The organism is Nocardia iowensis, assembly GCF_019222765.1.
Lineage (GTDB): Bacteria > Actinomycetota > Actinomycetes > Mycobacteriales > Mycobacteriaceae > Nocardia > Nocardia iowensis.
This window is the reverse complement of sequence record NZ_CP078145.1, coordinates 7,148,800-7,172,295: the sequence shown is the minus strand read 5'-3', so window position 1 is coordinate 7,172,295 and position 23,496 is coordinate 7,148,800. Positions and strand designations below refer to the sequence as shown.

Annotated in this window: 23 protein-coding genes; 6 read left to right on the top strand and 17 right to left on the bottom strand. The window is 66.4% G+C overall.

Translation table 11 applies throughout. The annotated features are described in order from the left end of the window. The first annotated feature begins 134 nt into the window (after positions 1-134). Together KV110_RS32975 and KV110_RS32970 are read left to right on the top strand one after the other, a co-directional pair. Positions 135-1,865 (top strand): sodium:solute symporter family protein, encoded by a 1,731-nt coding sequence (locus KV110_RS32975; protein WP_218479193.1) that lies wholly within the window; start codon positions 135-137, stop codon positions 1,863-1,865. Between the two features lie 9 nt (positions 1,866-1,874). Further along, complete coding sequence (locus KV110_RS32970; protein WP_218471069.1) at positions 1,875-2,129, top strand: hypothetical protein; 255 nt, start codon at positions 1,875-1,877, stop codon at positions 2,127-2,129. 66 nt (positions 2,130-2,195) lie between these two features. On the opposite strand, the gene KV110_RS32965 is transcribed toward KV110_RS32970, so the two are convergent. Together KV110_RS32965 and KV110_RS32960 are read right to left on the bottom strand one after the other, a co-directional pair. Continuing rightward, complete coding sequence (locus KV110_RS32965; protein ID WP_218471068.1) at positions 2,196-2,666, bottom strand: DUF4383 domain-containing protein; 471 nt, start codon at positions 2,664-2,666, stop codon at positions 2,196-2,198. A gap of 18 nt (positions 2,667-2,684) precedes the next feature. Next, a complete protein-coding gene (locus KV110_RS32960) occupies positions 2,685-3,146 on the bottom strand; it encodes an SRPBCC family protein (RefSeq protein WP_218471067.1) in 462 nt (153 codons plus the stop codon). 292 nt (positions 3,147-3,438) lie between these two features. Between KV110_RS32960 and KV110_RS32955 the strand changes: the two genes are divergently transcribed. After that, positions 3,439-3,930 carry an FBP domain-containing protein gene (locus tag KV110_RS32955; RefSeq protein ID WP_218471066.1) on the top strand — a complete coding sequence of 164 codons (492 nt, stop codon included), beginning with the start codon at positions 3,439-3,441 and terminating at the stop codon, positions 3,928-3,930. Positions 3,931-4,161: 231 nt separating this feature from the next. On the opposite strand, the gene KV110_RS32950 is transcribed toward KV110_RS32955, so the two are convergent. The 8 genes from KV110_RS32950 to KV110_RS32915 all read right to left on the bottom strand — a co-directional run bounded on the left by KV110_RS32950 (position 4,162) and on the right by KV110_RS32915 (position 14,839). Then, the gene (locus tag KV110_RS32950) at positions 4,162-5,643 is read right to left on the bottom strand and encodes a PepSY-associated TM helix domain-containing protein (protein WP_218471065.1); all 1,482 of its coding nucleotides are present in this window, start codon (positions 5,641-5,643) and stop codon (positions 4,162-4,164) included. Between the two features lie 306 nt (positions 5,644-5,949). Then, positions 5,950-6,510 (bottom strand): hypothetical protein, encoded by a 561-nt coding sequence (locus KV110_RS32945; RefSeq protein WP_218471064.1) that lies wholly within the window; start codon positions 6,508-6,510, stop codon positions 5,950-5,952. A gap of 183 nt (positions 6,511-6,693) precedes the next feature. Further along, positions 6,694-8,352 carry an acyl-CoA synthetase gene (locus KV110_RS32940; protein WP_218471063.1) on the bottom strand — a complete coding sequence of 553 codons (1,659 nt, stop codon included), beginning with the start codon at positions 8,350-8,352 and terminating at the stop codon, positions 6,694-6,696. Positions 8,353-8,523: 171 nt separating this feature from the next. Further along, positions 8,524-10,149, bottom strand: a complete 1,626-nt coding sequence (locus tag KV110_RS32935; RefSeq protein ID WP_218471062.1) for an acyl-CoA synthetase — start codon at positions 10,147-10,149, stop codon at positions 8,524-8,526. Positions 10,150-10,352: 203 nt separating this feature from the next. Beyond that, positions 10,353-10,850, bottom strand: a complete 498-nt coding sequence (locus KV110_RS32930) for an ArsR/SmtB family transcription factor (protein WP_218471061.1) — start codon at positions 10,848-10,850, stop codon at positions 10,353-10,355. A gap of 105 nt (positions 10,851-10,955) precedes the next feature. Further along, complete coding sequence (locus KV110_RS32925; protein WP_218471060.1) at positions 10,956-11,588, bottom strand: hypothetical protein; 633 nt, start codon at positions 11,586-11,588, stop codon at positions 10,956-10,958. A gap of 593 nt (positions 11,589-12,181) precedes the next feature. Beyond that, complete coding sequence (locus KV110_RS32920) at positions 12,182-13,411, bottom strand: acyl-CoA dehydrogenase family protein (RefSeq protein WP_218471059.1); 1,230 nt, start codon at positions 13,409-13,411, stop codon at positions 12,182-12,184. A 33-nt stretch (positions 13,412-13,444) separates the two neighbouring features. Next, positions 13,445-14,839 (bottom strand): acyl-CoA dehydrogenase family protein, encoded by a 1,395-nt coding sequence (locus KV110_RS32915; protein ID WP_393537923.1) that lies wholly within the window; start codon positions 14,837-14,839, stop codon positions 13,445-13,447. Positions 14,840-14,969: 130 nt separating this feature from the next. On the opposite strand from KV110_RS32915, the gene KV110_RS32910 reads away from it, so the two are divergent. Continuing rightward, a complete protein-coding gene (locus KV110_RS32910; RefSeq protein ID WP_218471057.1) occupies positions 14,970-16,409 on the top strand; it encodes a glycosyltransferase family 39 protein in 1,440 nt (479 codons plus the stop codon). Positions 16,410-16,476: 67 nt separating this feature from the next. Here the strand turns inward: KV110_RS32910 and KV110_RS32905 are convergent, their stop codons facing one another. Then, positions 16,477-17,238, bottom strand: a complete 762-nt coding sequence (locus KV110_RS32905; RefSeq protein ID WP_218471056.1) for an alpha/beta fold hydrolase — start codon at positions 17,236-17,238, stop codon at positions 16,477-16,479. Positions 17,239-17,297: 59 nt separating this feature from the next. Here KV110_RS32905 and KV110_RS32900 point away from each other — a divergent pair, with 59 nt between their 5' ends. Beyond that, complete coding sequence (locus KV110_RS32900) at positions 17,298-17,675, top strand: MerR family transcriptional regulator (protein WP_218471055.1); 378 nt, start codon at positions 17,298-17,300, stop codon at positions 17,673-17,675. A gap of 64 nt (positions 17,676-17,739) precedes the next feature. Here KV110_RS32900 and ftsX read toward each other — a convergent pair whose 3' ends face one another. The 6 genes from ftsX to KV110_RS32870 form a co-directional block, all read right to left on the bottom strand. Beyond that, positions 17,740-18,645: a permease-like cell division protein FtsX gene (ftsX, locus tag KV110_RS32895; RefSeq protein ID WP_218471054.1), complete on the bottom strand. Its 906-nt coding sequence runs from the start codon at positions 18,643-18,645 to the stop codon at positions 17,740-17,742. Next, complete coding sequence (gene ftsE, locus KV110_RS32890) at positions 18,645-19,334, bottom strand: cell division ATP-binding protein FtsE (RefSeq protein ID WP_218471053.1); 690 nt, start codon at positions 19,332-19,334, stop codon at positions 18,645-18,647. Before ftsE ends, ftsX begins: the two co-directional genes overlap by 1 nt. A gap of 73 nt (positions 19,335-19,407) precedes the next feature. Beyond that, positions 19,408-19,596: an Rv3103c transmembrane domain-containing protein gene (locus KV110_RS32885; RefSeq protein ID WP_218471052.1), complete on the bottom strand. Its 189-nt coding sequence runs from the start codon at positions 19,594-19,596 to the stop codon at positions 19,408-19,410. 25 nt (positions 19,597-19,621) lie between these two features. Continuing rightward, positions 19,622-20,467, bottom strand: a complete 846-nt coding sequence (locus KV110_RS32880; protein ID WP_218471051.1) for a mechanosensitive ion channel family protein — start codon at positions 20,465-20,467, stop codon at positions 19,622-19,624. 115 nt (positions 20,468-20,582) lie between these two features. After that, complete coding sequence (prfB, locus tag KV110_RS32875; protein WP_218471050.1) at positions 20,583-21,701, bottom strand: peptide chain release factor 2; 1,119 nt, start codon at positions 21,699-21,701, stop codon at positions 20,583-20,585. A gap of 189 nt (positions 21,702-21,890) precedes the next feature. Continuing rightward, on the bottom strand, positions 21,891-22,739 hold the full coding sequence (locus KV110_RS32870; protein ID WP_218471049.1) for a helix-turn-helix transcriptional regulator: 849 nt from the start codon (positions 22,737-22,739) through the stop codon (positions 21,891-21,893). A gap of 138 nt (positions 22,740-22,877) precedes the next feature. Between KV110_RS32870 and KV110_RS32865 the strand changes: the two genes are divergently transcribed. Continuing rightward, positions 22,878-23,468 (top strand): NADPH-dependent FMN reductase, encoded by a 591-nt coding sequence (locus KV110_RS32865; RefSeq protein WP_218471048.1) that lies wholly within the window; start codon positions 22,878-22,880, stop codon positions 23,466-23,468. The last annotated feature ends 28 nt before the right edge of the window (positions 23,469-23,496 follow it).

Sequence of the window (23,496 nt, the reverse complement as noted above, 5' to 3'; positions counted from 1 at the left end):
CGAGGGAGTCGCGCGCGCCACGCTGTACCCGTAGACGCACGATTTCGCACCATGAAGGATCTCGCTCGACGCCCGGTTTGACCGCCAGGAGGGACGCTGTGCCGCTTGCCGATTCACCTGTTCTGACGTCCGCGCTGCTCGCCGCCGAATCGCGGTCGACGGCGTCGACCTATTTAGACGCGTCGTCGACACTCCGACTGGACGCGACGCCGGTCGACTTCTTCATTGTCGCCTTATATTTCGTGTTCGTCCTCGGCATCGGCCTGCTGGCCAGGCAGCGCGTCTCGTCCAGCATCGACTTCTTCCTGTCCGGGCGCTCGCTGCCCGCCTGGGTGACCGGCCTCGCGTTCATCTCGGCGAACCTCGGCGCGGTCGAGATCATGGGCATGTCGGCAAACGGCGCCCAGTTCGGTTTTCCCACCTTCCACTACTTCTGGATCGGCGCGATACCCGCGATGCTGTTCCTCGGCGTGGTGATGATGCCGTTCTACTACGGCTCCAAGGTGCGCAGCGTGCCCGAGTTCATGCGCAGGCGCTTCGGCACCGGCGCACACCTGGTGAACGCGCTCAGCTTCGCGATCGCCCAGGTGCTGATCGCGGGCGTCAATTTGTATCTGCTCGGCACCATCCTGAACGTGCTGCTTGGCTGGCCGCTGTGGGTGTCGGTTGTCGTCGCGGCGGCGATCGTGCTCTCCTACATCACCCTCGGCGGGCTGTCGGCGGCGATCTACAACGAGGTGTTGCAGTTCTTCGTCATCGTCGCCGCGCTGCTGCCGCTCACGCTGGTCGGTCTGCACAAGGTGGGCGGCTGGGATGGTTTGCAGGAGAAGGTGACCGCGTCGCCTGGCGGCGGGGCGCAACTGGACTCGTGGCCGGGAAATGAGCTCAGCGGATTCAGCGACAACATCCTCTCGGTGATCGGCATCGTGTTCGGCCTCGGGTTCGTGCTCTCGTTCGGCTATTGGACCACCAACTTCGTCGAGGTGCAGCGCGCGTTGGCGACGCACTCCATCTCCGCGGCCCGACGTACCCCGATCATCGGCGCCTACCCGAAGATGTTCATCCCGTTGATCGTCGTGATTCCGGGCATGATCAGCGCGGTGCTGGTGCCGCAGATGAGCGAGTACAAGGCGGCGAAGACGGCCGATCCGGACTTCAGCAGTGATACCACCTATAACCAGGCATTGCTGTATCTGATGAAGGACGTGCTGCCGAACGGCTTGCTCGGGGTCGGCATCGCCGGTCTGCTCGCGGCGTTCATGGCGGGCATGGCGGCCAATATTTCCGCGTTCAACACGGTGTTCAGCTATGACCTGTGGCAGCAGTACGTGCGCAAGGATCGCCGGGACGGTTACTACCTGACCGTCGGGCGGTTGGCCACCATCGGCGCGACGGTGACGGCGATCTTCACCGCGTTCATCGCGTCGAGCTTCAGCAACATGATGGACTATCTGCAGACCCTGTTCAGCTTCTTCAACGCACCGCTGTTCGCGACCTTCATCCTCGGCATGTTCTGGAAACGGATGACACCGACCGCGGGCTGGATGGGTCTGGTCTGCGGAACTGGTTCCGCCATCGTGGTTTTCATCCTGCATCAGACCGAGGTGTTCCACTTGTCCGGTCAGGGTTCGAGTTTCGTGGCCGCCGGTGTGGCGTTCGTGGTGGACATCGTGGTGAGTGTGCTGGTCACCCAGGTGACCCAGCCCAAGCCTGTCGCCGAGCTGGTCGGCCTGGTCTACTCGGAAACGCCGAAGGAAGTGCGCACCGACCCGGATCAGGATTCGCTGCCTTGGTATCAGCGTCCGGTGCTGCTGGCGGGTATCGCCCTCGCCCTGGTCATCGCCCTCAACATCATCGTCGGATAAGGAGCCGCAATGCTTTTCGACATCCGCACCATCGTCGGCGCCCTACTCGGTAGCTACGCGGTCATTCTGATCATCACCGGTCTGGTCAGCCATACCGCCGCCGACGAAGCCAAGACCGGCGGCATCAATGTCAACCTGTGGGCGGGGATAGGCATGGGCGTCGTGTCCTTGCTCTTCATCACCTGGGTTGTCCTGCGCCCGATCGCCGTGCCGAAGAAGGCGCCTGCCGCGGAACTCCCGGAGGAGCCGTCGGAAACCCCCTAACGCGCGGGAACCCCGCCCGGACATACCGGGCGGGGCTTCCTTGTGTATTCGGTTGTGTCGCGGTAACTATCGGACTGCCGGGGTGCCGTGACCCGGCGCGGCCAGCCGAGGCAGCACTGCACCCAAGGCGATCATGCCGAGGCCGAGGCCGAAGTGCAGCCAATTGTCGGCTTCGTTGACGGGAACGAAGTTCGCGTCGCTGCCACGGTCGATGACCAGGCCGTACAGCCACAGGACGAGGTAGATGGCGCCGCCGACGAGCAGGAACCAGCGGGCGGCCACCGCGGTGCGCGCGGCGACCAGGCCGGCGACACCGAACAGCAGGTGCACGATGTTGTGCAGCACCGAGACTTGGAACACGCCGAGCAGCTTGGCGTCGGAGTGGTGTCCGGCGAAGCTCATCGTGTCGTAGTCGGTGGTGACGCCGGGGATGAAGCCGAGGACACCGACCAGCAGGAATACGGCGCCTACGGCGAGCGCCGCGATCCGGGTCGGGGACCATTCGGTGGTTGTCGCGTTCGGCTGGAATGTTGCCATGACTGGCTGCCTTTCGCCTCAGGCGTCCGGACGTGGGATGTCCCCGCGCCAGGCGCCGGTTTCGTGACCTTGGTTTTCGATGAACTCCTTGAAGCGCTGCATATCCCCATTGACGCGGTGCTTCAGCACGCCGAGCTTGTCGGCGGCGTTTTCCACGAACCCCTCCGGATCGACCTCCATCTGGGCGGTGATCCGGGTGGTGGTGTCGTTCAGCCGGTGGAAGGTGATCACACCCGCATGCTCCGGGCCGCTGTCGGATTTCCAGGCGACCCGCTCGTCCGGGTGTTGTTCGGTAATGGTGGCGTCGAATTCGCGCGTCGACGGACCGACGTGGATCCGCCAATGCGTGTGCTTGTCATCTAGTTGGCGCACTTCTTCCACACCCTCCATGAACAGGGGGAATGTTTCGAATTGCGTCCACTGGTTGTAAGCGGTGCGGACTGGTACCTCGACGTCTACGGTGGCGGCCAACGTACTCACATGTACCCCTTTCGTCGCCCGACCCTGCAGCCTCGCCGGGGCGGGCACTAACTCGGTCGCTCCGTCGTGGCGACTCAGGACATCCGCGACATACCCGGCCAGGTCGCAGACAAACAGCGTGGCGACCGCATAACCGCCGCCATTATTAAGCGACCGACCGGTCTGGTGATTCTCTTCACAGCGAACTGACCAGCAGGTATGACGGGCGGAAATGCGGTTGTTGGATGCGTGTCCGGCACCGTAACGTCACTCCGGTTTGTCCACCTACAAGATCAGAATGGAGTGAAAGCGCATGAAACCAGTGACTGAACGCGACATCAGGTCGTCGTTCATCAACTGTTCCAAAACCGAAGCCAAACGCCTGCCGATGCCACGTGAGCTCGACGAGCGCCCGTGGGACGATCTCGACTTCCTCGGCTGGAGCGACCCGTCGCTGCCCGGCCGGTGCTATCTGGTCGTCCCCAACGACGACGGCGAGCTGATCGGGATCGCGCTGCGCTACGAAACCGGTGGTTCCGGTCGAGCACAGATGTGTTCGATCTGCCTGACCACGCACACCGGCAGCGGTGTTTCCCTGCTGACCGCCGCCAAGGCGGGTCCGTCCGGTCGCAAAGGCAACACGATCGGCACCTACATGTGCACCGATCTGGCCTGTCCGCTGTACGCGCGCGGCAAGAAGACCCCGGCGCTCGGCAACCGGTACCGGGAAAACCTGAACCCCGAGCAGAAGGTCGAGCGCATGCTCGCCAATATGCAGGCGTTCATCGCCAGGCTCTACGCGTAAGCCCGGCGGAGTCCACTAGCTGAACCAGTACGCACCAGCAGAAATGGAGGTAGATGCCATGCGCCGACACTTGACACTCGGCTCGCCGAACCCGCACCCCGAGTTCCGCGATACCGCAAGCACACTCGGGGTGCACCCGGTTCCTCTCCGGTCGAGACGGCCTGGCCGCCGCACAGCACAGCGCTGGCCAGACCGCCTCATCCGGAGAGGAACTCCCGGAATCGTCAGCCGCTACGCGGCGCGCATCCGTGCCGTGAGACCCCGCAGTACGTCGACGGCGAGGAAGGCGAGCAGGCTGATCCCGACCAGCGGGGCGAACCAGCCGATCAGCACGGCCGCGGCCACCACCGGCAGGGCAAGCCACGGCGAGCTTCTGCGCAGCGCGCCCCGCCGCGGCGCCCGGCCCATCGCGAGCCGTCCTGAGCTGCTGCGGGTCGGCCGCCTGCGCCACCACATGAGGTAACCGCGCAGCAGCACGGTGATCAGCCCGACCATGGCCGCCAGCAGCAAAAGCTGGTTGAGCAATCCGAACATCAGGCCCATGTGGAACTGGATGCCCCAGTTGGTGAGCTTGGCCATCAGCGGCCAGTCGGCATAGTCGAGTCGATCGGTGACCGATCCGGTGGCGCCGTCGACGGCGACCGCGTCGACCGTGTAGGTGCCCGGCATCCGCCGTTCCTTCACCGCGAATGCCCGGCCCGGCTCGGCCGGGATGCCGATCTCGACGGCCTGGGTCAGGCCGTTGGCGCGCGCGGTCCGGTAGACCCGGTCGACCTGGGCGATCCGCTCGGTTGGATCGGCCGGAGCGGGTGCGGCCTGGTGGCCACCGTGGTGCTCGCCGCCCGAATCATGCACGGGCGCAGCGGATCCCGGAAGAGCCGTGGTGACCGCCGGAGTGGTCCAACTCAGCTGCTGACGCAGTTCGGTGATGTTCGCGCCCGCGTAGGTCGACCAGCTCATGCCGGTCGCCGACAGCAGCAGGACGATCGGCAGCACCCACATGCCGACGGAGCCGTGCCAGTTCACCGTGCGGCCGCAGCCGTTCTGCGAGCGGTCCGGCGCGAACAACCAGCCCGCCGAATTCCGGTTGCGCCGGGTGCGCACCCGGCGCACCCACACGACCAACCCGGCGAGCCCGATGATCCACAGCCAGGACGCGGCCAGCTCGCTGTAGAGGCGGCCGGGCTCACCCAAGTGCAGATCTCGATGCAAGCGGTCGATCCAGGTGCGCATCGGCAGCGCACCCGAGCTGCCGTAGACGACGGACTCGCCCACCGGTTGTGCCGTGTACGGGTTGACGAACACCGCGCGCCGCTCGGATTCGCCCAGCGATGGGTCGGTGAACAGCACCCGGGTGGTGTCCTCCGCGCCCGGAGCGGGGGCGACCGCGGCCAATGCCAGCTGCGGCTGGGTCGCGACGGCGGCACTGATCTGCTCGGACAGTGGCTTCGGTGCTCCGCTCGCCTCGACCGTCAGCAGATCGCGCGAGACGATCGATTCGAGCGTCGGCGAAATGGCGTAGAGCGCGCCGGTGACGGCGGCGACGAGAATGAACGGGGCGACAAATATGCCCGCGTAGAAGTGCAGACGCATGGCCAACGCGTACAGCCCATTTCGAGCGGTCGGTCTGCGCCTGGCCTGCGTGCCGGGCGCTGCGGGCGGGGCCGGTAATTCGGCGTCCGGGTCGATTGTTTTTGTTGTACTCACGGTCATTCGTTTCTGCAGGTCGGGGAACCCGGTGGGGTGGGGGAGTCTCGCTCGAAGAGCGAGTGGCGGCACGCGATACGCGTGCAACGGCACGTCGTCGGCGACAGGATTCATCGATTACGCGGCTGTCCGAGGCGGCATACGAGAAAGCTCGAGGGTCGGCAAAGTTGCCTCTGTGAGTAACCGCGACGTGTGTCCCGAGCTATCTCCGAAGGCCAATGGATGACGTCCGCGATGATGCGCTGAATGTTCTGGGGCGCGAGCTGTGTTCGCAAAGGCACGCGCGTTTCGGTACCGGGTGTTTAGGTGAAGTCAGCTCGCGAGGGCGACCGGTGGACCCCGTGGGCGAAGTGATTCGGTGGCGAAGATGCGCAGGATGACGCGGTCACGGTGGGTGATGCGCAGCGCGGCCGGGTCGGCGACGGGCGCGGGGTGCCGCGGACGAAGGACGCGGAAGAGCACCGCGGTGCCGGACCGGTAGGCGGCTTCCGCGCCACGGATCACCGCGGCGGCGGCAATGGCCGCGAGCAGGTGGGCGGTGAGCATCGCCGGAGTCAGCTGGGCATCGCCGTGATGAAGGTGACCCGAGCCGAATCCCATGGTCACGTGCCCGAGCAGCTGCCCGGCGACGAGCGCGGTGATCAGCCCGGCGGAGGTGTCACGCAGCGGCGCGAGGCCGGCCACCAGCGCACCGATCACGGCGGAGGCGGCCGCCAGCAAGGCCAGGGTGGTGGTGTCCGGCCAGCTGCCCGCGGACGCCCAGCCATGGGCCGCAACGGAAATGGTCCCCGAGATCGCGCCCGCCGAACCGCCGCGCACACGCGCGACGGCGCTGCGTTGCCCCGCAGCAGACCGGCCGAACTCGATACTCACGCGCTGATAGTAGCCGACGAATTGCGCCCATCTGTCCCCAGACAAACGGCCGAAATACTGCCGGAAACCGATCTAGATTTTCGCCCGCGCCGATCACGTGCGCATCACAGCCGCTCCACCCCCGACCTCCCGCACGCCGAATCGCCTGCGCTCTCGGGTACGGGAAATCGGGTGTTCGGGCGGTCAGCTCGGGTCGATTTCCATCTCGATCAATGGCTTGCGCAGTAGCTTGCCGGTGGCATTACGGGGGAGCTCGTCGAGGAATATGACCTCGCGGGGCACCTTGTAGCGGGCCAGGTTCGCCTTGACGAAGTCCTTGATCTCCTGCGGATCCCGCTTGGAGTCGGGGCCTGGCACTACAAACGCCCGCAGCCGCTTGCCGAATTCGCGATCGTCCACGCCGACCACCGCGGCCTCGAAAATGTCCTCGCGTCCGGCGATCAGGTTCTCCACTTCCAGCGGGAAGACGTTCTCGCCACCGGAGACGATCATGTCGTCGTCGCGGCCGTCGATGTACAGCAGGCCCTCGGCATCGAAATGCCCGACGTCGCCGCTGGACATCATGCCGTCCACGACCTCCTTGGTCCGGCCGTCGGTGTATCCGGTGAAGGCGAAGCCGTTGTCGACGAAAATGGTGCCGGTGACGTTGGGCTCGGTGATCGGCTTGCGGTTCTCATCGAGCAGCACGATCCGGATGCCGACCGGCGCCTTGCCCGCAGTGGTCGGCGCCTTTCGCAGGTCCTCGGGGGTGGCGACCGTCATGACGGCGCATTCGGTGGAGCCGTACAGGTTGTAGAGGCTGTCGCCGAAGTAATCGAGGGTCCGGGTGACGACGTCCGGCGCGATCGCCGAGCCCGCCGCGAAGATCACCTTGATGGTGCTCGGGTCGTACTTGGCGAGCACCTCGTCGCCGAGGTCGAGGATGCGCTGCAGCATGGTCGGCACGACGACCAGCGAATCGGCCCGGTACTTCACGATATTCGCCAGCGTCTGCTCCGGATCGAAACGGCGCTGCTGGAAGATCACCCGGTTGCCTAGGGCCAGGCCGATGGTGAACTGGGAAAGCCCGGTGCCGTGGAAGATCGGCGCCGCCATGATCATGGTGCCGTTGTGCGGCAGCGGCACCCGGTCGACGAACTGGGCCGAGGCGAACGGGCTCACCCGGTCGCGCGGCGCGCCCTTGGGAGTTCCGGTGGTGCCGCTGGTCAGGATGACCATGCCGCCCGGCTTCGCGGGCGCGGGCAGCGGGTCGGTGGACTGGCCAGCGCTCACCGACTCGATCGTCGGGATCGCCGGGTCGGCATTGTCCTTCGCGTCCACCCAGGTGAGCACCCGCGGAATAGCGGCGGGGATGGCGCTCATCAGGTCGAGGAACTCGCTGTCGTGCAGCACCGCCTTCACCTTTTCGCGGGCGGCCACGTCGGCGAACTGCGGCTTCGCGAACCCGGTGTTCATCAGCACCGTGCGCACCCCGAGCTTGCCCGCGGCGAGCAGGCTCAACACCATGCCGCGGTGGTCGCGCGCGAGCACCGCGACCACGTCGCCGGGCTGCAAACCCTGCGCCGCTAGGCCGCGAGCCAGGGCGTTCGACTGCTCGTTCAGCTGGCCGAAGGTCAGTTCACCGCCCTCGTCGACGATGGCGCCCGCCCCGGGTCTGGTCTGTGCGGCGTGCATGACGACCCCGGCGAACGGGCCGAACTTGAGCACGTTGAACGCCGACCGTGCGGCGTGGTCAGGGCGGAGCGGATTGAACAGCCGCCGTTTGACCATGACGTTCACGCCGAGGGCGAAAACTCCGGCCTTGCGGGCAGTGCCACTCAACGCGGGGAAGGAGACAACCATTCGACAACAACCTTCCGGCGGTCCCACCCGGGAGAGAGCCGGTGGGTGGTGCGGACCGCAGCTACGGGATCCAGTGCTGTCGCTAACAATAGCAAGCATCTGTAACCCGGTGTGTCACGTATCTCAACAACCCCTACCGGTGGGTAACCAGTAGGGGTCGCCCGTCCGCACTCAGGCCGGCACTTCGTACTCCACCAGCACCCGCCGCAGCAGCTTGCCGGTCGGGTTGCGGGGCAGGTCGTCGAGGAAGATCACCTCGCGCGGCACCTTGTAGCGCGCCAGGTTGTTCTTGACGTAGGCCTTGATCTCCTCGCCGTCAGGGGTATGTCCCGGCTCGGGAACGACGAATGCGCGCAATCGCTTACCGAATTCCACGTCGTCCACCCCCACGACCGCCGCGTCGAAGATGTCCTGGCGCTCCAGCAGCAGGTTCTCCACCTCCTGCGGGAAGACGTTCTCGCCGCCGGAGACGATCATGTCGTCGTCGCGGCCGTCCACCATCAGCAGGCCGTGCTCGGTGAGGTGGCCGACATCGCCGCTGGACATGAAGCCGTCGATGATCTGCTTGTTGCGACCGTCGGTGTAGCCCTCGAACGGCGTGCCGCTGCGGATGAAGATGCGCGCGGTCGTGTTGATCGCGGTGACCTGCTTGTCGTTGTCGTCGTAGAGCCGCACCTCGCAGGTGATCGGCGCGCGACCGACGGTGCCGGGCGCCACGGCCAGATCTTCCGGCTTGGCCACGGTGGCGACGGAACATTCGGTCGAGCCGTACAGGTTGTGCAGGACCGGTCCGAACACCTGGGTCGCCTTGACGGTGAGCTCCGGCGATAACGCGGAGCCCGCGAGCAGGATGCACTTCAGCGAGGAGGTGTCGTACTTGGCGCGGATCGCGGGATCCAATTCGGTCATCCGGTGCAGCATGGTCGGCACCGCTACCAGCATCTCCGCCCGGTGATCGGCGATCAGCTTCAGCGTGGCCTCGGCGTCGAATCGCCTGCGCACCACCACTTTATTGCCCATGGCCATACCGACCAGCCAGGTGCCGAACCCGGTGCTGTGGAAGATCGGCGACACGATTACCTGGGCGCCCTTGCTGGGGAACGGGATTCGATCGAGGAACTGCGCGGTGGCCAGCGGGGACACCTTGACGCGGGTGGCGCCCTTGGGCAGGCCGGTGGTGCCGCTGGTGAGGATGATGAAGCCGCCCGGCTTGCTCGGCTTCGGCAGCTCCTCGGTCGAGTTGGCCGCGGCCAGATCGTCGAGAGTCTGTGCGCCCTTGGGCAATTCGGTGCCTTCGTCGACCCAGGTGAGGAAGCGCGGCAGGTCGGCGGGCAGCGCGTCGAGCAGGCCGAGGAACTCGCTGTCGTGCAGCATCGCCTTGACCTTCTCGCGCTGGCAGACCTCGGCGAACTGCGGCTTGGCGAAGCCGGTGTTCATCAGTGCCACCCGAACGCCGAGCTTGCTCGCGGCGACCATCGACAGGATCAGGCCGCGATGATCGCGGGCCAACACGCCGATGACGGTGCCCTCGGTGATCCCCGCCGCCTGCAACCCCCGCGCGATCGCGGTCGATTGCTCGTCGAGTTGCCCGTAGGTCAGTTCGCCGCGCTCGTCGGCCAGGCCGGGAGAGTCCGGCGCAATGCGCGCGGAATGCCGGATCAATGTGGCCTGCGGGCCGAATATTTGTGATTCCTTGATCGTGCGCAGCGTTTCCAGCGGCTTGCGCGGATCGCTTACACCCCGGGACCGGAGCACTCCGAGCGCCTTTACGGCCTCTAAAGCGTGCGCCACCTTCATGTCGAAAACCTCCACCAGAATCTCGCGTCGGCACTCGACCTAGCGAACTCGAACGGCATTGCGTGGCCCACCGTAGCAGTCCAAAGTGTGACAGGTCACAGACTGGGAAACGATTCTCACTTTTCGCCCTCGGCGGGCGGGTTTTCGAGCGGCCGAGCGGTTGACCAAGAGTGCGGCTGAATCTCGGTCGGTAACTGATCGCGTCAGCGCCGCGCGCTTGCCAATGCGATCAGCAATGGCACCACCCGGGCCGCGGGCACTTCGAAACGCCCGCGGCCCGCGGTGTGTAACCAGCCGACGGCGGCAAGCTGTCGTAGATGGTGATAGACCTGCCCGGACGTGCCGACGCCCTCGAGGCCGACGAGTTCCGCGGCCGTCCTGCGGCCACCCATGATCTCCCGCAATAGCCGTAGTCGCACCGGATTCCCGAGCGCGGCAAGGCATTCCGCCGTTTCGGCCCAGTCGTCCTCGATGAGGTCCCCGGTGGTGAAGGTCGCCTGCCAGCCGTAGTGCTCGTCGGTCGGCAGCCGCACCGAACCGGCGAACAGGACGCCGCCGTTGGGCTCATCCGCCGCGACGAACTCGTCGTGCAGGCGGGTCACCGCCCATCGGTCGGTTGCCGCTTCCTGCCCGTTGCCGTTGGGGGCGGCCATGTCACTGAGCCGCCGTTCGAGTTCCGCAACCCGCTCTTCCAGACTCACGCCACAAAAGCTACGGAACTACGTAATTCCGGACAAGAGGTCATCCGGGTCCGCGGACGCGACGGCCCCCACGGTCCGTGCCGTGGGGGCCGTCGCAGCGGTCGATCAGTTGTAGACGGCGCCGAACGAGGGGACCGAGATGGTGCCGCGCTGGTACTGGAATCCGTCCGGGTTCGCGTCGCTCACCGGCACTGACCAGCGGTGCCACAGGGTGCCGTACACCGCGGCCACGATCAGGCCGCTGCCGGTGTCGAGCGGGCGGGTCCTGATGGTGGTATCCACCGGAACGTCGTTGTGCTCGTAGAGCACCTCGGTGCCGCTGCGCCCGTTGGACAGGTTGATCCACAGCACTTCCAGCTTGGCGCCCGCCTGGTTCGGCGCGATCGTGCCCGGTCCGCCGAAGAACCCGAACCGGAACCCGTCGAGGCCGAGTGCGATGCCGGACCCGTAGACGCCCGGCCCAGCGCCGCGCCCGATATCCGACTGCGCCGGAATCTGGAACGGCTGCGCGGGCAGTGCCACCTGCCCGGCCTTGTTCACCTGCCCGGAGGCCACCAGCCGATCCACCGCCTGCTCGGCCTCGGGGTTACCCACGGCCGCCGCCCGCAGCTGCTGGGCGGCACCGGCCCAATCCACCGTCGCCGGTTCGGCAGTGGCATTACCGGAAAAAACACTCGCTACTACCGCGGTGGCGGCGAAAACGGTAGCGAGGCGACGCGTCACGCTCAGTCGTTCCATATCCAGTTGCTCCTTGAGGTCTCTGGTACAGCTCGAGAGAAATTCGTCCGCTGAATTTGTCGATCAAGAAACGCAGGCCGTTACGTTGCCAGCGATTATGTGCCCGGTCCACTATCCGGCACTGATGTGTCCCTTTCCCGCTATGCGCATCTCGGCGAAGGTGTGTCCACACCGGAACCGACAATTGGGACGGAATCCAGGCGCGAACGGCCGGAAAATGTGAAACGGGCGCATTCGCACGAGTTTGCGAACGCGCCCGAAAGTCGTTGGTAGACGCAGGTATTGTGAGCTCACTTCCTTCCGAGGGGCGATGGACATGGTCCACACATCGCGCCCAGGAAGGAGGTGGTGGGTATGGCGAAACATCGCCGGAGAAAGAGCAAGGCCCCGGTCGACTACGGCATCGTCTTGACAGGTGCTGCCGTAATCGCCGGGGCGCTCATCTTGGTCCGCCGAGTCTGGCGGTCTAGGTAAACCACCAGGTAGGGCCGTCGTTACCAGCGGCGGTCCTACCGCTCGACATCACTCGCGTGATGATTTCATGATATCAACCCGGCAGGCTCGCGTGCTAGCAAGTCCGCCGTTGCCACCTACTACTTCAGCTCGGCACTCGTCTTGCCGAGGATCCGGCGAGCCACGATGAGCTGCTGGATCTGCTGGGTGCCTTCGAAGATGTCGAGGATCTTCGAGTCACGGCCCCACTTCTCCAGCAGGGTGCGCTGGGAGTAGCCGATGGCGCCGGCGAGTTCGACGGCCTTCAGGGAGACGTCGGTGCCGGTGCGGCCAGCCTTGGCCTTGGACATGGAGGCCTCGAGCGAGTTCGGCTTCTTGTTGTCGGCCATCCACGCGGCGCGCAGCGACAGCAGGTAGGCGGACTCGTAATCGGCTTCCATGCGCAGGAATTCGGCGGCCGCGGCGTGCTGGTTGTTCGGCGGGGTGTCGTAGGAGATCTCGACACCGGCGTCGGTCAGGATGGCACGCAGCTCCTCCAGGGCGGCGCGGGCCACGCCGACCGCCATCGCGGCAACCAGCGGACGGGTGTTGTCGAAGGTCTGCATGACCCCGGCAAAGCCCTTCTCCACGTTGACTTCCGGGCTGCCGAGGATGTTGTCCTTCGGAATCCGGCAGTCCTGCAACAGCAGCACGGCGGTGTCGGAGGCCTTGATGCCGAGCTTGTGCTCGAGCCGGGCCACCGAAAGACCGGGAGCGTCGCGCGGCACGACGAACGACTTGATAGCCGCGCGGCCGAGGCTCTTGTCGACCGTCGCCCACACCACGATGTGGGTGGACCGCTGGCCCGCGGTCACAAAGATCTTCTCGCCGTTGAGCACCCACTCGTCGCCATCGAGCACGGCGGTGGTGGATACGGCGGCCGAGTCGGATCCGAACGACGGTTCGGTGATCGCCATCGAGGCCCACACCTTGCCGAAACGCTTCAGCTGCTCGTCGGTGGCGACGGCAGCGATGGCCGCGTTGCCGAGACCCTGGTAGGGGATCGAGAGCATCAGGCCGACGTCACCCCAGGACGTCTCCAGGGCATTCAACAGCGCGGACATATTGCCGCCGTTGGTGTTTCCGAGCAGCTCGGTGGCGTGCACGTCCGACTCGCTGTCGTCCTCCCGCCCACCGGCGGCGCCGCCGATCTTCTGGGTGCCGGAGTCGGCGAGGCCTTCGACCATGGCGGCCATGGTGTCCAGCTCGACCGGGTACTCGTGCTCGGCGAGGTCGTACTTGCGCGAGATCGGCCGGAAGATCTCGGTCGCGACCTGATGGGCCTGGTTCGCGCTGGCCCGCAGCTTCTTGGGGAGTTCGAGGTTGATCATGGAAGGTCTCCTGGAAAGTAAGGAACGGGCCGGTTAGATGAGCACGACACCTTCGGCGACGCCGATGCTCCGCAGGTCGCGGTACCAGCGCTCGACCGGGTGTTCCTTGGTGAAGCCGTGGCCACCGAGCAGCTGCACGCCGTCCAGGCCGATCTGCATTCCCTTGTCCGTGGCCAACTTTCGGGCCAGCGACGCCTCACGGGCGAAGGACAGGCCCTGCTCCGCGCGCGACGCGCCCCGCAGGGTCACCAGCCGCAGGCCGTCCAGCTCGATCGCGATATTGGCGACCATGAAGGCGACCGCCTGGCGGTGCGAGATCGGCTCGCCGAACGCGACCCGCTCGTTCACGTACGGAACCACGTAGTCCAGCACGGCTTGTCCGGTGCCGACCGCGAGCGAAGCCCAGCCAAGGCGAGCGAGCCGAACCGCGTCGGCGTAGTCCTCGGCACGCTGCTTGGCATCACCGTCGCCGAGGATCGCGTCGGTGCCGACCGCGACATTGTCGAGCAGCAGGCGACCGAGGCCCGCCGCGCGCAGACCCATGCTCGGGTCGGCCTCGACCACCAGGCCGGGTGCGTCCGACGGAACGATGAAAAGCGCTGGGCGACCGTCGAGTTCGGCGGCGATCAGGAACAGCTCGGCGTCCGCCGCGGCGGGCACCAGGCTCTTGACGCCGGAGATCCGGTAGCCGCTCGGCGAGCGAACGGCCTTGGTCTGCAATGCGAACGGGTCGAACAGTGCGCGCGGCTCGCTGATCACCACGGAGGCCTGCGGCACGTTCTCGCCGGTGAAGGCGGGCAGGTAGGTCTGCTGTTGAGCGTCGGTACCCCACTGGGAGAGGGCGACCGCGACGCCGCTCGGCGCGAGAATCGGCAGCGCCAGACCCATGTCGCCGTGCGCAAGCGCCTCGGCCACAAGAGAATTGGTGACCGCACCACGCTCCGATGCCGCACCCTCCAGCTCTTCGGGCACGTTGATCAGGGTGATGCCGAGCTCGGCGGCGCGCTCCAGCAGATCGCGCGGGGCCTTCGCGGCGGCGTCGGCGTCGTAGGCGGCCGGGCGCAGGATCTCGGCGGCGAATTCCTTCACCGTCTCGACGATCATCTGCTGCTCGTCGGTGGGGGTGAGGTCGAAGAAGTCCTTGTTCTTCGACTCGTTCGGCGCCAGCCGTTTCGGCTGACCGCTGCCGGTGACCTTGGCGAAGGCACGGGTGGCGGCGCCGAGCGTGCGGAAGCCGGTCTTGGTGCCCTCGTAGGTGACTCGCTCGATCGGCTTGCGCAGGTTGTACTTCTCGGCGAGCTCCGACCCGGTAAGGGTCGTCATCACCCGCATGGCCGCGCCCATCCAGTCCCGCTTGGGGTGGTTGAGGCCGACTGCGGACGTGTCTGGACGTCGCTTCGTTGCGCTGTCTCGAGTGCTCATCATCACCTGTTTTCTCGGGTGGGTGGGGTGAGGTCTTGCTCCCAGCTATCTTACTCCTGAGTAAGTCTATCTTACTCCAGAGTAAGAACTGCGTCGAGGTGCAGCATACGCCGCCGTTCTGTGCCAGGCTTGTCGAGTGCCCGTCGTCGCGGCGCTGTTTGCCGTAGTCCTTACCGCGTGTGCCCCGCGCTATGGGTATCACCGCGACGAGTTGTACTTCCTGGCGGCCGGGCGACACCTGTCCTGGGGTTACCCGGATCAGCCGCCACTGACGCCCCTGCTGGCCGAGGCGATGGCGGCGATCGATCCCGATTCGTTATTCGTACTGCGGCTACCCGCGGTCCTCGCGGCCACCCTCGTGGTGGTCTGTGCCGGGCTGATGGCGCGGGAGTTCGGTGGCGGGCGCGGGGCGCAGGCGCTGGCCGCCGCCGCGGTGGCGAGTGCGGCGTTGGTCATGGGGGCCGGGCACATGTTGAGCACCGCGGTGATCGATCTGGCGGTGTGGTCGGTGGTGTCGGTGCTCATGCTGGTACTGCTGCGTGGGCGGGGCGGGGGAGGTGACCCGCGCTGGTGGCCGGTGATCGGGGTGGTGGTCGGCATCGGGTGGCAGAACAAGCTGCTGCTGATCTTCCCGGTGCTCGCGCTGCTGGTCTCGCTACTTGCGCTCGGTCCGCGAAAACTGTTCGCCACCAAGTTCTTCCCGATGGCCATCGGGATCGCGATACTGATCTGGCTGCCCTATCTGGTGTGGCAGGCGCGAAACGGGTGGCCGCAGTGGGAGATGGGCCGGGCGATCGCGGGCGGATCGTCCGGAACGTCGGATTCGCCGATCATGTTCGTGCTCTTGCAGTTCGGGCTGATGGGCCCGCTGCTGGTGCCGCTGTGGGCCTTCGGCTTGTGGCGGCTGGCCAGGGACAGCCGATATCGAGCGTCCGCGGCAACCTATGGCCTGCTCTTCGCGTTGTTCCTGGTGACCGGCGGCAAGGCGTACTACCTCGGCGGAATGTACCCGATCCTGCTCGCGGCCGGGGCGGTGCCGGTGGCGGCGTGGTTGGGTCGAGCCCGGACCCGCTGGGCGGCGGTGAGTTTCGTGGTCGCCGTGAACGCGGCGATCTCGGCGGTGCTGTTCCTGCCGGTACTCCCTGTCTCGATGCTGAAAGACACACCGGTCCTCGCCGTCAACTACGACGCGGGCGAAACCATCGGCTGGCCGGAATTCACCCGCCAAGTCGGCGAGGCGCGCGCCCGCCTCGGCCGCGACGTCACCATCCTCACCGCCAATTACGGTGAAGCCGCCGCCATCGAACGTTTCGGTGCCCCCTACGACCTACCCAAACCTCACTCCGGCCACAACTCCTACTGGTGGTGGGGCCCACCGAGCGACACCGCCACCGACGTGCTCACCATCGGCATCGAGCACGACCAGCTGACGCGGATCTGCACCGACATCCACCCCGCAGGCCACATCGACAACGCCCTCGACATCGACAACGACGAACAAGGCGAACCCCTCTTCCACTGCCGCATCCGCGCCCCCTGGTCCCAGCTCTGGCCCCAGCTCAAACACCTGGGTTGATCCGCGAGTGGCACACCAGCCAGCGGCTTCTCGCGTTTCGCCGTAGCCATGTGCCACTCGCGCGCGGCTAGAGGTTGTGTTGGGTGAGGAAGGTTTCGACAGTTTTGTGCCACTGGGTGGGGTGTTCGGCCATGAGGACGTGGCCTGCGGGGATTTCGGTGTAGTCGGCGTTGGGGATGGTGGCGGCTAGGTAGCGGGAGTTGGCGGGGTGGATCAGGAGGTCTTCGGTGGCGTTGACGACCAGGGTTGGCACGGTGATGCGGGCCAAATCGGCGGTGGTGTCGACGATTTCGACCAGGCTGGCCTGCTGCAGGGTGCCGCCGGGAATGGTGGTCGTGCCGACTCGGACGAGCTCGTCGACAACCTCGGCAGGCAGGGCGTTCAGATAGGCCGGACTGAAGGACGCCGCGAGGGCCAGCCGGGCGAAGCTGGCCGTGTCGCCGCGATCGAGCAGGTCCTGCCAGATCTGCACCGTGAGACGGGCCCGGTTGTCGGCCTTCGCGAACCCGGCGGCGAGCAGCAGGCCGCGGACCCGGTCCGGATGCCGCACGGCAGCGCGCACGGCCACGGTGGTGCCGAGGGAATAGCCGAGGATGGTGAACGTCTCGACGCCGCCGTCGACCGCTGCCGCAACGAGCGCGTCGGCGAGGCCGTCGAGGGTGAGCTGGATATTGCTGTCCGGGTAGTCGGAGGCGACCACAGTGTGCGTGGCGGCGAGGGCGGGGATCAGGTTGCCGAAGTTGGTCTCGATGGTGCCGCCCGCCCCGTGTGCGAGAACGAGGCCGGGTCCGGCTCCGGTGACGGTGGTCCGTAGGGGAATTGCTGTCATGTCGGCCAAGTTAGGAATTCACATGAGTGTGAAGGCAAGGCGAGGGTGAGCGGGGTCATATGTTGATCGGCGAATTGGCGCGCCGCACCGGCGTGAGCACCCGCCTACTCAGGTACTACGAGGAGCAGGGTCTGCTGCAACCGCGGCGCGACGCCCTCGGCTACCGGTCCTACCTCGACGACGCGCCGGAACACGTCGGCTATATCCGGGAGATGCTGGCCGCCGGTCTGTCCACTGAGGACATCCGCGGCCTACTGCCCTGCTCGAGGGAGCACGGCACCTGGATTCAGTCCTGCGACAAGGTAGTGGACATCGTCGAAAGCCGGTGCAGCGATTTGGACAACAAGATCGCCGAACTCGAACGGCAGCGTGAACTGCTTGCGCTGAAGCGCGCCAGCATCCGTGAGACGTTGCCCGAAGAGCAGGCCGCCCACTGACCGCCAGAGACAGTACGAGCCAGCCCGGGACTCCCGGACTGGCTCGCGCTGAACAGCGTCGGCGTTATTCGCGCACGTAGTACCGCAACGTTCCGTACGCGGTCAGCGCGGCGAAGACGATGCCGACGGGTGCGATCACCAATGCCACCATTGCGATGTCGTCGCCGGTGATGCGTGGGAAGACCTTGCTGGAGAACAGATCGCCGAGCGCTCGATCGATCACCAGTGGCCGTGCGATGAGCAGTCCGATCACCGCGACCAGCGAACCGGCCAGTGCGGCGACGACCGCTTCCAGCAGGAACGGTAGCTGGGTGTACCAGCGGGTCGCGCCGACCAACCGCATGATGCCGACCTCGGTGCGGCGGGTGAACGCGGCGATCTGCACCATGTTCGCGATCAGCAGCAGCGCGGCGAGCGCTTGCAGCACGGCGAGTCCGAAGGCGGCGTTGCGTAGTCCGTCGAACAGGCTGACCAGCCGGTCCACGATGTCCTTGTCGTTGCGCACCATGCCGACACCGGGCCGCTCATAGAACTTCTCGTAGATCTGCGGATACAGCTCCGCGTTCTTCATCTTCACCCGCAGCGACGCGGGCAGCGGTGTCTCGCTGACGTACTTGGCCAGCTCGGGCTGGTCCTTGAACGTCTTCTCCTTGGCTTCGCGGACGGCGTCGTCGCGGCTGAGGTACTGGACGGATTCGACGTCCGTGGTCGACTTCAGGTCCGCCATCAGCGTCTTACACGGATCGCGGGAGCAGTCCGGGTCGTTGGCGGAGACGTCCTCGGTGAGATACAGCCGCACCTCGAGCCGATCCAGGAAGTACTGCTCGGTCTTGTCGGCGATCCGCACCGCGAGCAGGCCGCCGCCGAGCATGGTGAGCGAGACCGCGACGGTCAGGATCATCGCGATGGTCATCGTGACATTGCGGCGCAGGCCGGCGAAGACCTCGCTGAACAGGAAGCTCGCGCGCATCAGCGATCCACCCCGTAGACGCCGGTCGCCTCGTCGCGCACCAGGCGGCCCCGGTCGAGTTCGATCACTCGCCTGCGCATGGCGTCGACGATGTGATTGTCATGGGTGGCCATCAGCACCGTGGTGCCGATCCGGTTGATCCGCTCCAGCAGCATCATGATGTCGCCGCTGGTGTCGGGATCGAGGTTGCCGGTCGGCTCGTCGGCCAGCAGTACCAGCGGCCGGTTCACGAAGGCGCGGGCGATCGCCACGCGCTGCTGTTCGCCACCGGACAGCTCGGTGGGTAGTCGGTCGGCTTTGCCGCCGAGACCGACCATGTCGAGCACCTCGGGCACGGTGCGGTCGATGAATTGGCGCCGCTTGCCGATCACCTCCAGCGCGAACGCCACGTTGTCGTGCACCGACTTCTGCTGCAGCAACCGGAAGTCCTGGAAGACACACCCCATCCGCTGACGCAGCTTCGGCACCTTGCGGCCGGGTAGCCGGTCGACCCGGAAGTCGGCGACCTGGATCTGGCCGGAGGTGGGGCTCTCTTCTTTCAGCAGCAGTCGCATGAAGGTGGACTTGCCCGAGCCGGACGGTCCGATGATGAAGACGAACTCGCCCTTGCCCACATCGACGGTGATGTTGTCCAGCGCGGGTCGCGTCGAGGTCTTGTACGACTTGGTGACGTTCCGCATGGTGATCACGGGGAGCCAGTGTAACCAGCAACCCCGTGTCCACCGCGTTGCCGATCGCCGACGCTCGGCGCGCCCGCCGAGCTCAGCGTGGCGCTACGGCCGGATGTACCGCTGCGGGAACGGTGTTCAGCGACGGGTCCGATCCGGACACGTACGGGTGATCCGGCTTGACGAACAGGTACAGCACGAACGTGGCGACCCAGGTTGCGATCAGGATCGCGGTGGATCGCCGCGGCTTCACCGGTCCCTTCAGGAGCGTGGACGGTCGCACGGCTTCCTTCAGGAGCGTGATGGATTTACGTGGTCTCACTGATTCCCTCCCGGCGCAACGCTGCGGCTACCCGCACCCGCAGTTCGCGGCCGACTTCGAATTGTTTGCCTGGCAAGGTGCGGGCAACCATTCGGATGTTCATTTGGTCAACGGTCAAGTCTTCGACGCCCATCACGGTGGGCTCATCGAGTAGCAGCGGCTTGAGCCGACTGTCTTCGTACGCCTTCGTACCGACCTCGTGCAGTATTTCGTTGACCCTGGTGATGTCAGCGGTCGCGGCCACCGGCACATCGATCGCGGCGCGTGCCCAGTCCTTGGACAAATTCGTCACTTTGACGATCTGCCCATTCGGTACGGAGATCACTTCACCGTCCGAGTTGCGCAGTGTGGTGATCCGCAACGTGACATCTTCGACGGTACCCTCGGCCATCTCCGCGGCTCCAGTTACAGCGATGCGAACTACGTCACCAAAACCGTATTGCCGTTCGGTGATCAGGAAGAACCCGGCCAGGATGTCCTGCACGATGCGCTGCGCGCCGAAACCGAGCGCGGCGCCGAGCACCGCGGCGGGGGCGACCAGGCCGCCGAGCGCGAAGCCGAGCCGCCGCAGCACCTCCATGCCGACCAGCACATAGGCGATGGTCAGCACCACCCAGGTGACCACCTGCGCCAGCGCGTGCCGATGCTTGGCGGCCTCGGAACGCACCAGCGCGTCGCCGCCGCGGAAGCCCTCATCGATCTTGCGGGTGATGCGATCCCTGGTGAACGTGGCAAAACGGCTGAACAGCATCGCGCCGAGAATCAACAGCACGATCTCGAGGCCGTTGGAACGTAGCCAGTTCGTGGTCTCCGAAGTCGTCGCGAGTGACATGGTCAACACCTCGACTGAACTCCCAACTGGACGCACGCCAGACAGGGTACCGCCGTACGTCCTACCATTCCGCGCAAGCCGCCGCGTCCGTCGGCGATTGCGTTACCCGCAACGATTACTGACTCGTCTGGTCCCGCATGCGCCAGCGGATACCGGACTCGATGAACCCGTCGATATCCCCGTCGAGCACCGCCGACGGGTTGTTGACCTCGAAGTTCGTCCGCAGATCCTTGACCATCTGGTACGGGTGCAGCACGTACGACCGCATCTGGTTGCCCCAGGACGCGCCCTCGTTGGTTTTGAGCGCGTCCATCTCGGCGCGCTCCTCCTGCCGCTTGCGCTCCAGCAGCTTGGCCTGCAGCACGCGCATGGCCGAAATCTTGTTCTGCAGTTGGGATTTCTCGTTCTGACAGGTGACCACGATGCCGGTGGGGATGTGCGTCAGGCGCACCGCCGAGTCGGTGGTGTTGACGCTCTGGCCGCCGGGGCCCGAGGACCGGTACACGTCCACCCGGATCTCGCCCTCGGGGATCTCGATGTGGTCGGTGGTCTCCACCACCGGCAGCACCTCGACCTCGGCGAAGGAGGTCTGGCGGCGGCCCTGGTTGTCGAACGGGCTGATCCGCACCAGCCGGTGCGTGCCCATCTCGACCGAGAGGGTGCCGTAGGCGTAGGGCGCCTTCACCGCGAAGGTGGCGCTCTTGATGCCCGCCTCTTCGGCGTAGGAGGTGTCGTAGACCTCCACGGAGTACTTGTGCCGGTCGGCCCAGCGGATGTACATGCGCATCAGCATCTCGGCCCAGTCGGCGGCGTCCACGCCACCGGCGCCGGAACGGATGTTGACGAGCGCGTCGCGCTTGTCGTATTCGCCCGACAGCAGGGTGCGGACCTCCAGGGCCTCCACGTCGCCGTGCAGTGCGGCGCGTTCGGCGTCGGCGTCGGCGAGCGCGGCCGCCCTGGACTCGCCCTCTTCGCCTTCGGCCAGTTCGTAGAGCACCGGCAGGTCGTCGAGCCGCTGCCGCAGTTCCTCGACGCGGCGCAGTTCGCCCTGCGCGTGCGAGAGCTCACTGGTCACCTGCTGAGCGTGGTCCTGGTCGTTCCACAGATCGGGATCTGCGGCTTGGTGCTCGAGCTCGTCGATACGTCGGCGCAGCTCCTCGATGTCGAGGACCGATTCGACCGTCTTGAGGGTGGCGTCGAGTTCGGCGAGATCAGCGGAAACGTCAGGATGCACGATGGTCAAGCCTACTGGTATGGCGGCGCCGTGAAACCAGCTAGCCCGCCTCTCCGGGTATACAGGGCGAACGAGTCGGGTGCCGCGGTATGCGTGTTCGAGTCCTCGCGACGGGTGCCGCGTGTGTGCGGGGCGTGCCCGGCGAGTTACCGATGTGCTGCTGAAACCAGTTGACCAGCGGGTACAGCGCTAGACCGCGCGGAGGGCGCCGGGCCGCAGGCCCGCGAGCTTGTCCAACGCTGTTGCCGTGGCGTCGTCGGCAGGGAGGTGGACGATCAGCTGCTGGTCGTCGTCGGCGGAGAGGTCTAGAACCTCGTATGCGAGGCGAAGTTGGCCTGCCTCGGGGTGGGTGAGGCGGGTGATGCCGGTGGCGGCGGGGAGGCTGGGGACGGTGTCGACGCGGTCGGTGAACTCGGCGCCCGCGGTGACGGTGAGTTCGTCGGCGAGCGCTGCGATGTGTGGGTCGTTGCGGAACGGGCCGTGCTTGAGAGTGGCGACCGTGTGGTCGGCCAGGTGACTCCAGTCCGGGTACGCCGCGCGGGCGCGGGGGTCGGTGAAGACGAAGCGGGCCAGGTTCGCGGGCGCGGTGTCGAGCAGGCCGAGCGGTGTCATCAGGCGTCGGTAGCCGTCGGTATGCGCGAGCACCTCGGTGAGCCTGTTCACGACGATCGCGGGCGCGGGTTCGAGACGGTCCAGAATGGCGCGGACCGCGGGGCGTACCTCGCGCGGCGGTTGGGCGCCGCCCATGCAGGTGAAGCCGCTGTCGGCGGATTTGGTGAGGCGGTGCAGGTGAATTCGCTCGCTCGGGGCCAGCCGGAGGGCATCGGCGAGCGCGGAAAGCACCTGCGGTGACGGGCGGCGATCGCGACCCTGCTCCAGACGAGTGATGTATTCGACGCTCACTCCGGCGAGCGTGGCCAGTTCGGCACGGCGCAAACCGGGAGTGCGGCGACGTGACCCGGCGGGCAGGCCGACCTGGGCCGGCGCGACCGCCTCGCGTCGGGTGCGGAGGAACAGGCCCAACTCGTTGTCGCTCACCCTTCGAACGTAACAAGCCGCGGCCGCCGGAGGGTGGCCCTGCCGCTACCACTCTTACGGCGGCCTTCCTGGTCGGCGCGGCGGCCAGCAGATTTGGACAGGCGACCGAGCCGGTCGCTGGATCCGGAGGAGGAAACGATGTCGGCATTGAAGCTCGCGGTGATCATCGGCAGCGTGCGGGACGGGCGCTTCGGCCCGGTGGTGGCCAGCTGGTTCACCGAACAGGCCAGGCAGCACGGCGCATTCGAGGTGGACGTCATCGACCTGGCGGACGCGCAGCTGCCGCTGGAATTGCCCGCCGTCCCGCCCGCGCTCGACCCGGATCCCGAGCGTCCGGCGGGCATGGCCGACCTCTCCGCGCGGCTCGCCGCCGCCGACGCGTTCGTGATCGTCACACCCGACTACAACCGCAGCGTCCCGGCCGCGCTGAAGGCGGCCATCGACTGGCATTTCACCCAGTGGGACGCCAAGGCCATCGGTTTCGTCGGCTACAGCGGCGCGAGCGGTGGATTGCTCGCCATCGAACACCTGCGGCAGATCTTCAACGAACTCAACGCCCACACCATCCGCAACTACGTCACCTTCCCGCGCTACTACCTGCTCTTCGACGCCGAAGGGCAACTGCGCGAGCCAGACGAGCCCGCCGAAGCCGCCCGCGCCCTGCTCGATCAGTTGCACTGGTGGACCGCCGCTCTCGTCGCCGCTCGCGCCCTCCCCGCACCGGCCTGACGCCCGCGGATCACAGACCTGCCCAACG

Excerpts from the sequence above, each read along its gene's own strand:
- KV110_RS32970 (WP_218471069.1), top strand. The coding sequence starts at position 1,875 with ATGCTTTTCGACATCCGCACCATCGTCGGCGCCCTACTCGGTAGCTAC.
- KV110_RS32965 (WP_218471068.1), bottom strand. The coding sequence starts at position 2,666 with ATGGCAACATTCCAGCCGAACGCGACAACCACCGAATGGTCCCCGACC.
- KV110_RS32955 (WP_218471066.1), top strand. The coding sequence starts at position 3,439 with ATGAAACCAGTGACTGAACGCGACATCAGGTCGTCGTTCATCAACTGT.
- KV110_RS32950 (WP_218471065.1), bottom strand. The coding sequence starts at position 5,643 with ATGACCGTGAGTACAACAAAAACAATCGACCCGGACGCCGAATTACCG.
- KV110_RS32940 (WP_218471063.1), bottom strand. The coding sequence starts at position 8,352 with ATGGTTGTCTCCTTCCCCGCGTTGAGTGGCACTGCCCGCAAGGCCGGA.
- KV110_RS32935 (WP_218471062.1), bottom strand. The coding sequence starts at position 10,149 with ATGAAGGTGGCGCACGCTTTAGAGGCCGTAAAGGCGCTCGGAGTGCTC.
- KV110_RS32925 (WP_218471060.1), bottom strand. The coding sequence starts at position 11,588 with ATGGAACGACTGAGCGTGACGCGTCGCCTCGCTACCGTTTTCGCCGCC.
- KV110_RS32920 (WP_218471059.1), bottom strand. The coding sequence starts at position 13,411 with ATGATCAACCTCGAACTCCCCAAGAAGCTGCGGGCCAGCGCGAACCAG.
- KV110_RS32905 (WP_218471056.1), bottom strand. The coding sequence starts at position 17,238 with ATGACAGCAATTCCCCTACGGACCACCGTCACCGGAGCCGGACCCGGC.
- KV110_RS32900 (WP_218471055.1), top strand. The coding sequence starts at position 17,298 with ATGTTGATCGGCGAATTGGCGCGCCGCACCGGCGTGAGCACCCGCCTA.
- ftsX (WP_218471054.1), bottom strand. The coding sequence starts at position 18,645 with ATGCGCGCGAGCTTCCTGTTCAGCGAGGTCTTCGCCGGCCTGCGCCGC.
- KV110_RS32880 (WP_218471051.1), bottom strand. The coding sequence starts at position 20,467 with ATGTCACTCGCGACGACTTCGGAGACCACGAACTGGCTACGTTCCAAC.
- KV110_RS32865 (WP_218471048.1), top strand. The coding sequence starts at position 22,878 with ATGTCGGCATTGAAGCTCGCGGTGATCATCGGCAGCGTGCGGGACGGG.